The following is a 6,552-nucleotide window of genomic DNA, read 5'->3' as shown; positions in this document are numbered from 1 at the left end:
CGGCCAGGTTGCGCACGCCCACCGCGCTCATCAGCTTGTAGCGGCGCTCCATCTCGGCCACGCACCAGCGCAGGCCGTTGGCGGCCTCCTTCATGTCGGTGACCACCGGCGCCAGCAGGTGCGGGATGTTCTGGTAGACCGACAGCTCGAGCATCTTCGGGTCGATCATCAGCATGCGCACGTCCTTGGCGCTGCTCTTGTAGAGCAGGCTCAGGACCATGGCGTTCACACCCACCGACTTGCCCGAACCGGTGGTGCCGGCCACCAGCAGGTGCGGCATGCGGGCCAGGTCGACCACCACCGGGCGGCCGGCGATGTCCTTGCCCAGCGCCATCGCCAGCGGCGAGGCCAGCTTGTCGTATTCCTTCGAACGCAGGATTTCGCTGAGGTAGATGGTTTCGCGGTGCGAGTTGGGGATTTCAAGGCCCACCACCGACTTGCCGGGGATGACGTCGACCACGCGCACCGACTTCACGCTCAGGCCGCGGGCGATGTCCTTGTCGAGCGAGCTGATCTGGCTGCCCTTAACGCCCGGCGCCGGCTCCATCTCGAAGCGGGTGATGACCGGACCCGGATAGGCGCCGACCACCTGCACTTCCACGCGGAAGTCCTTGAGCTTGAACTCGATCTGGCGCGAGAGCGTTTCCAGGGTTTCCTCGGAATAGCCCTTGGGCTGCTCCTTCGGGTCGTCGAGCAGCGACAGCGGCGGCAGGCCTTCGCCGCCCGAAGCGTTGAACAGCGGGATCTGCTGCTCGCGCTGGGCGCGTTCGGATTTTTCGATGACCGGCTTGGGTGGCGGCTCGATCTTCACCGGCTCGCGCTTGGCGCGCTTGATGGTCTCGACCTTGCGCACTTCCTCGCGCTCTTCGCGCATGGCGCGGGCGCGCTGCCACTCCGCGGCCTGGCGGGTGCCCTCGCCCAGGCGGCCGAACAGCGCCAGCACCTTGCCGCCGATCCAGTCCATCAGCGCGAACCAGCTCAGGCCGGTGGCCAGGGTGACCGACATCAGCAGCACCGCCAGCAGGAACAGGTGCCCGCCCATGCCGCCGAACACCTTGCGCATCGAGGTGCCCACCAGCTGGCCCAGGATGCCGCCCGATTCGGCCGGCAGGTTCGGCGCCGAGCCGCCCAGCACGTGCACCAGGCCGCAGGCCGACACCAGGAAACCGACGATGCCGACCAGGCGCAGGGCCGGGCCGAAGTCCACCCGGCCGTCGCCGTCCGAGTCCAGGCCGAACAGCGCGATCCAGGCGATGCCGCCCAGCACCACCGGCACGGTGTAGGCCACGTAGCCGAAGAACCAGAAGGCCAGGTCGGCCAGGTAGGCGCCCACCAGGCCGCCCACGTTGTGCAGCGGGCCGGCCACGGTGCCGGTGCGCGACCAGCCCGGGTCGTCGGTGTGGTAGCTGAGCAGGCTGGCCAGCAGGTAGAGCAGCAGCGGCGACAGCGCGACGAGCGCGAGTTCGCGCCAGAGCTTCTGGCGGCGGTCCATGCCGGCGTTGGTGCTTCGATCGGGAGTGCGCGCCACCGAGAGGAACTGCCTCAGAAGGTCGTGATAGATGCCTGTTTATACAGCAGTTCACGCAGCGGCGCCCACTGCCCCCTGACACGCCGCCGCAACGCTGGGAAACCCCGGTTCGCCTTGATTTGGCCCGCCGTGGCCTACAAGCTACATGGCCTTCGCGACACCACCCCACGAACCAGAAGAATCATACATGACCGCCCCCAAGCACAGCCGCCTGCTCATCCTCGGTTCCGGCCCCGCCGGTTATTCGGCCGCCGTCTATGCCGCCCGCGCCAACCTCAAGCCGGTGCTGGTGACGGGCCTGCAGCAGGGCGGGCAGCTGATGACCACCACCGAGGTGGACAACTGGCCGGGCGACGCCCACGGCCTGATGGGCCCGGACCTGATGGCGCGCATGCAGGCCCACGCCGAGCGCTTCGAGACCGAGATCATCTTCGACCACATCCACACCGCCGACCTCTCGCGCCGGCCCTTCCGCCTCGTCGGCGACAGCGGCGAATACACCTGCGACGCGCTCATCATCGCCACCGGCGCCAGCGCCAAGTACCTGGGCCTGGAGAGCGAACAGAAGTTCATGGGCAAGGGCGTGTCGGCCTGCGCCACCTGCGACGGCTTCTTCTTCCGCGACCAGGACGTGGCGGTGATCGGCGGCGGCAACACCGCCGTCGAGGAGGCGCTGTACCTGTCGAATATCGCCCGCAAGGTCTACCTGGTGCACCGCCGCGACAAGCTGCGCTCGGAAAAGATCATGCAGGACAAGCTCTTCGCCAAGGCCGCGGCCGGCAAGGTGGAGCTGGTCTGGGACCACACGGTGGACGAGGTGCTGGGCGACGATTCCGGCGTCACCGGCATGCGCCTGCGCTCCACCAAGGACGAAACGACCCGCCAGATCGCCGTGCAGGGCTTCTTCGTGGCCATCGGCCACACGCCGAACACCTCGCTGTTCGAGGGCCAACTGGCCATGCGCAACGGCTACCTGACCATCAGGTCGGGCCTGGAAGGCAATGCCACCGCCACCTCGGTGCCGGGCGTGTTCGCCGCCGGCGACGTGGCCGACCAGGTCTACCGCCAGGCCATCACCTCGGCCGGCTTCGGCTGCATGGCGGCCCTCGACGCCGAGAAGTTCCTCGACAAGGAATGACCTGTTGGAAGGCCTTCAGGCCTGACCGGGCCCATCGGGCCTGAAGGCCCTCCCACATGCAACTCAAGCTCCACGAGCGCCTCGACGAGATCCCGGCCCTGGCCTGGGACGCACTGCACGGCAGCGCCAACCCCTTCCTGGCGCACGCCTTCCTGGCCGGGCTGGAGCGGCACGGCTGCCTGCGCCCGGCCTGGGGCTGGACCCCGCGGCACGCCTCGCTCTGGCGAGACGGCGAGCTGGTGGCCGCGGCGCCGGCCTACCTCAAGGCCAACTCGCACGGCGAGTTCGTGTTCGACCAGGCCTGGGCCCAGGCCCACGCCCGGTTCGGCCGCGCCTACTTCCCGAAATGGCTGGTGGCGGTGCCCTACTCGCCCGTCACCGGCCCGCGCCTGCTCGCGCGGGACGCGGCCGACCGCGCCGCGCTGGCGGCCGCGATGGTGGCGCAGTGCCAGCGCGACGGCCTGTCCTCGCTGCACGTGAACTTCCACCCGGAAGCCGAGGACGCGGCCTTCGACGACAGCTGGCTGGCGCGCGAGGACGTGCAGTTCCACTGGCGCAACCGCGGCTGGGCCGACTTCGACGCCTTCCTGGCCGCGCTTCAGCCCAAGAAGCGCAAGAACCTGCGGCAGGAGCGCGAGAAGGTGGCGCGGGCCGGCTTCCGCTTCCGCACCGTGCACGGCGACGAGGCCGGCGAGGCCGACCTCGAGGCCATGCACTACTTCTACTGCCGCACCTTCGCCGACTACGGCAACCACCCGGCCCTGACCCTGGACTTCTTCCGCCACCTGGCCACGGCCCTGCCCCGGCAACTGGTGCTGTTCCTGGCCGAACGCGGCGACGACACCGTGGCCGGCGCGCTCTGCCTGCGCGGCGGCGACACGCTCTACGGCCGCTACTGGGGCGCCCACGAGGCCGCACCCGGGCTGCATTTCGAAACCTGCTACCACCAGGGCATCGACTACTGCCTGCGCGAGGGCCTGCAGGTCTTCGAACCCGGCGCGCAGGGCGAACACAAGGTGGCGCGTGGTTTCCTGCCGGTGCTCACCCGCAGCCACCACCACGTGGCCGCCGCCGATTTCGCCGAGGCGCTGCGCGGCTGGTGCGCGCAGGAACGCGCCGGCGCCCGCCGCTACCGCGACGCCGTGCTGGCGCACAGTCCCTACCGCGATGACGATCCGGCTGCCGCTGCTGGGCCCTGACCCGGAGGCGCCGTTCCCGCCGGCCTGGCGGGCGCTGCGCGAACCCAACGGCCTGCTGGCCATGGGCGGCGACCTGTCGCCCACGCGGCTGCTCAACGCCTACCGGCACGGCATCTTCCCCTGGTTCTCCGAGGGCGAACCGATCCTGTGGTGGTGCCCGGACCCGCGCATGGTGTTCGACACCGCGCAGGTCCGCCTGTCCTCGCGCTTCCGCCGCGAACTGCGCCGTTCGCCCTGGCAGGTGCGCGCCGACACCGCCTTCGACGCCGTCATCGCCGCCTGCGCGCACACCCCGCGCCCCGGACAGGACGGCACCTGGATCACCCCGGCGATGGCGGCGGCCTACCGCGAACTGCACCGGCTGGGACACGCGCACAGCGTCGAGGTGTTCGCGGGCGAACGCCTGGTGGGCGGCATCTACGGCGTGGCGGTGGGCCGGATGTTCTTCGGCGAGAGCATGTTCAGCGCCGAATCGGGCGGCTCGAAGGTGGCGCTGGCCGGCCTGGCCCAGCTGCTGGCCGGCTGGGGCTGGCCCCTGCTCGACGCCCAGGTGCGCAACCCGCACCTTGAGTTCCTCGGGGCCCGGCTGCTGCCCCGCGACGACTTCCTGCAGGCGGTGCGCCAGCTGGCCGCCGAGCCCGCGGCGGCAGGCTCCTGGGCCGCCCGGGTGGCGCCGTTCCCGGCAGCCGCGCTGGCGGGGGTCAGCACCGATTAACCAAATTTTTGCAAGCGCGGCAAGGACATGGCAGAATGCGCGGCTTCCAAGGGCGGCTTTCCCGTCCAGCGAAACCAAGAATGTCCAAAGACGATTCCATTGAATTCGAAGGCACGGTGCTCGAGACCCTTCCGAACACCATGTTCCGGGTCAAGCTCGAGAACGGCCACGTGATCACGGCCCACATTTCCGGCCGCATGCGCAAGAACTACATCCGCATCCTGACCGGCGACAAGGTCAAGGTCGAGATGACGCCTTACGACCTGACCAAGGGTCGCATCACCTACCGCATGAAATAAGCGGCAGGCGGCAGACATGAACGGCGGCCACGGGCCGCCGTTTTGTTTGCCGGGCCTCCCACGCAGGCACTGGCCTGCCAGCCCGCGGGAACCCGTTGCCGTCTCTGAACTCACCGCCCGCCGCGGTGGCCAGGGTCCCGGGATGAAGCGAAGCCAACCTTACCTGCTCGAACAGGCGTTCCTGGCGGTCGTCGCGTGCCTTGCCGCGGCTGGCCTGTGGAACACCTACTTTGCACCAGGTGCCCAACCCACCGGGCACCACCACCTGCACGCCACGACGATCTTCGCCTGGCTGTTGCTGCTGGCCTGCCAACTGCGCCTGGTCTCGACCGGGAGCTTCCGCGCCCACCGCAAGCTCGGCCTGGCCATTTTGCTGATGGGCCCTCTGATGGTCGCCAGCGCGGCACTGCTTTCGGTGCATTCCGCCCAAAAGGGGCTGGCCTCGGGTCGCGGCGACTTCATGATCGTCCAGAACGTCATGACGACGCTGGAACTGGCCCTCCTGCTCTGGCTCGCCTTCCATTTCAAGGCGCGCCGGAAGTTGCATGGTTACTTCCTGCTGGCCACCGGGGTCCAGTTCCTCGGGATTTCGCTGTTCTTCGCCCTCACGTCACTGGTGCCAATGTTCCGGATCGAGGGCCCCGAGACCTTCCATCGCTTCCAGACCGCCGCGATCACCGGCCAGTCGGCCTGCCTCGCCGTGGGCGTGATTTTCCTGTTCAAGGACCGGCGCAATGCCTGGCCCATGCTGCTCGCGGCGGTCCTGTTCCCGTTCAACGACGGGCTGCGCTGGCTCCTGCAGCGGTTCGACCTGATCGGGCCGCTGACCCACGCTGTCGGTTCGTCGAGCCAAGCCCTGGTGTTCACAGCGAGCTTCATGCTGCTGCTTGGCCTTCTGTCCGCCACCGGAATCCTCTCCCGGGGACCGAGGCGATAAAGCGGCCCGGGCTGACATCCCGGGCCACGGGTGGGCCCTTTGCCTTCGAGCCGGGACGGTTCAGACCGTCGCGGGAAGGAGCCTCTCCGGCTCGGCCTGGGCCTCGACCACCAGTTCGCCGTCGCGCACGTCCACGGCGACCTTGCCGCCGCCGACCAGCTTGCCGAACAGCAGTTCGTCCGCCAGCGGCCGCTTGATCCTGTCCTGCAGCAGCCGCGCCATCGGCCGCGCGCCCATCTGCGGGTCGAAGCCGTTCTGGGCCAGCCACTGGCGGGCATCCGGCGTGGCCGACAGGCTCACGTGCTTCTCGTGCAGCTGCGACTCGAGCTCGATCAGGAACTTGTCCACCACGCGCAGGATGTGGTCCATGCCGAGCGAGCCGAACTGGATGATGCCGTCCAGGCGGTTGCGGAATTCCGGCGTGAACGCCTTGCGGATCACTTCCATGGCATCGGACGTGTGGTTCTGCTCGACGAAGCCCATGGTGCGGCGCGCCGCCTGGGTGGCGCCAGCGTTCGTGGTCATCACCAGCACCACGTTGCGGAAGTTCGCCTCGCGGCCGTTGGTGTCGGTGAGCACGCCGCGGTCCATCACCTGCAGCAGGATGTTGAACACGTCCGGGTGCGCCTTCTCGATTTCGTCGAGCAGCAGCACGCAGTGCGGGGTCTTGACGATCTTTTCCGTCAGCAGGCCGCCCTGGTCGAAGCCGACGTAGCCCGGGGGCGCGCCGATCAGG

At 69.0% G+C, this 6,552-nt stretch carries 7 protein-coding genes; 5 read left to right on the top strand and 2 right to left on the bottom strand.

Annotated elements, in window-relative coordinates; translation table 11 throughout:
- Positions 1-1,492 (bottom strand): DNA translocase FtsK 4TM domain-containing protein (locus ACE3Q2_RS13145; RefSeq protein WP_374474460.1); only part of this gene is annotated, 1,492 nt, incomplete at its 3' end.
- A gap of 223 nt (positions 1,493-1,715) precedes the next feature.
- Between ACE3Q2_RS13145 and trxB the strand changes: the two genes are divergently transcribed.
- The 5 genes from trxB (at position 1,716) to ACE3Q2_RS13120 (ending at position 5,816) form a co-directional block, all read left to right on the top strand.
- The gene (trxB, locus tag ACE3Q2_RS13140; protein WP_374474458.1) at positions 1,716-2,666 is read left to right on the top strand and encodes a thioredoxin-disulfide reductase; all 951 of its coding nucleotides are present in this window, start codon (positions 1,716-1,718) and stop codon (positions 2,664-2,666) included.
- A gap of 56 nt (positions 2,667-2,722) precedes the next feature.
- Positions 2,723-3,865 carry a GNAT family N-acetyltransferase gene (locus ACE3Q2_RS13135; protein WP_374474457.1) on the top strand — a complete coding sequence of 381 codons (1,143 nt, stop codon included), beginning with the start codon at positions 2,723-2,725 and terminating at the stop codon, positions 3,863-3,865.
- Positions 3,834-4,580 (top strand): leucyl/phenylalanyl-tRNA--protein transferase, encoded by a 747-nt coding sequence (aat, locus tag ACE3Q2_RS13130; RefSeq protein WP_231693951.1) that lies wholly within the window; start codon positions 3,834-3,836, stop codon positions 4,578-4,580. Before ACE3Q2_RS13135 ends, aat begins: the two co-directional genes overlap by 32 nt.
- A gap of 80 nt (positions 4,581-4,660) precedes the next feature.
- Entirely contained in the window at positions 4,661-4,879 is a 219-nt protein-coding gene (infA, locus tag ACE3Q2_RS13125) for a translation initiation factor IF-1 (RefSeq protein WP_034211033.1), read from the top strand.
- A 142-nt stretch (positions 4,880-5,021) separates the two neighbouring features.
- On the top strand, positions 5,022-5,816 hold the full coding sequence (locus ACE3Q2_RS13120; RefSeq protein WP_231693952.1) for a hypothetical protein: 795 nt from the start codon (positions 5,022-5,024) through the stop codon (positions 5,814-5,816).
- A gap of 60 nt (positions 5,817-5,876) precedes the next feature.
- Here ACE3Q2_RS13120 and ACE3Q2_RS13115 read toward each other — a convergent pair.
- On the bottom strand, positions 5,877-6,552 hold a 676-nt coding region (locus tag ACE3Q2_RS13115; RefSeq protein WP_374474455.1), incomplete at its 5' end, for an AAA family ATPase.

Origin of the sequence: Arenimonas sp., from assembly GCF_041913985.1 — a bacterium.
Classification (GTDB): domain Bacteria; phylum Pseudomonadota; class Gammaproteobacteria; order Xanthomonadales; family Xanthomonadaceae; genus Arenimonas.
This window is presented reverse-complemented; position numbering and strand designations above follow the sequence as displayed.

Coding starts and splice junctions, on each gene's coding strand:
- trxB (WP_374474458.1), top strand. CDS start 1,716: ATGACCGCCCCCAAGCACAGCCGCCTGCTCATCCTCGGTTCCGGCCCC.
- ACE3Q2_RS13135 (WP_374474457.1), top strand. CDS start 2,723: ATGCAACTCAAGCTCCACGAGCGCCTCGACGAGATCCCGGCCCTGGCC.
- aat (WP_231693951.1), top strand. CDS start 3,834: ATGACGATCCGGCTGCCGCTGCTGGGCCCTGACCCGGAGGCGCCGTTC.
- infA (WP_034211033.1), top strand. CDS start 4,661: ATGTCCAAAGACGATTCCATTGAATTCGAAGGCACGGTGCTCGAGACC.
- ACE3Q2_RS13120 (WP_231693952.1), top strand. CDS start 5,022: ATGAAGCGAAGCCAACCTTACCTGCTCGAACAGGCGTTCCTGGCGGTC.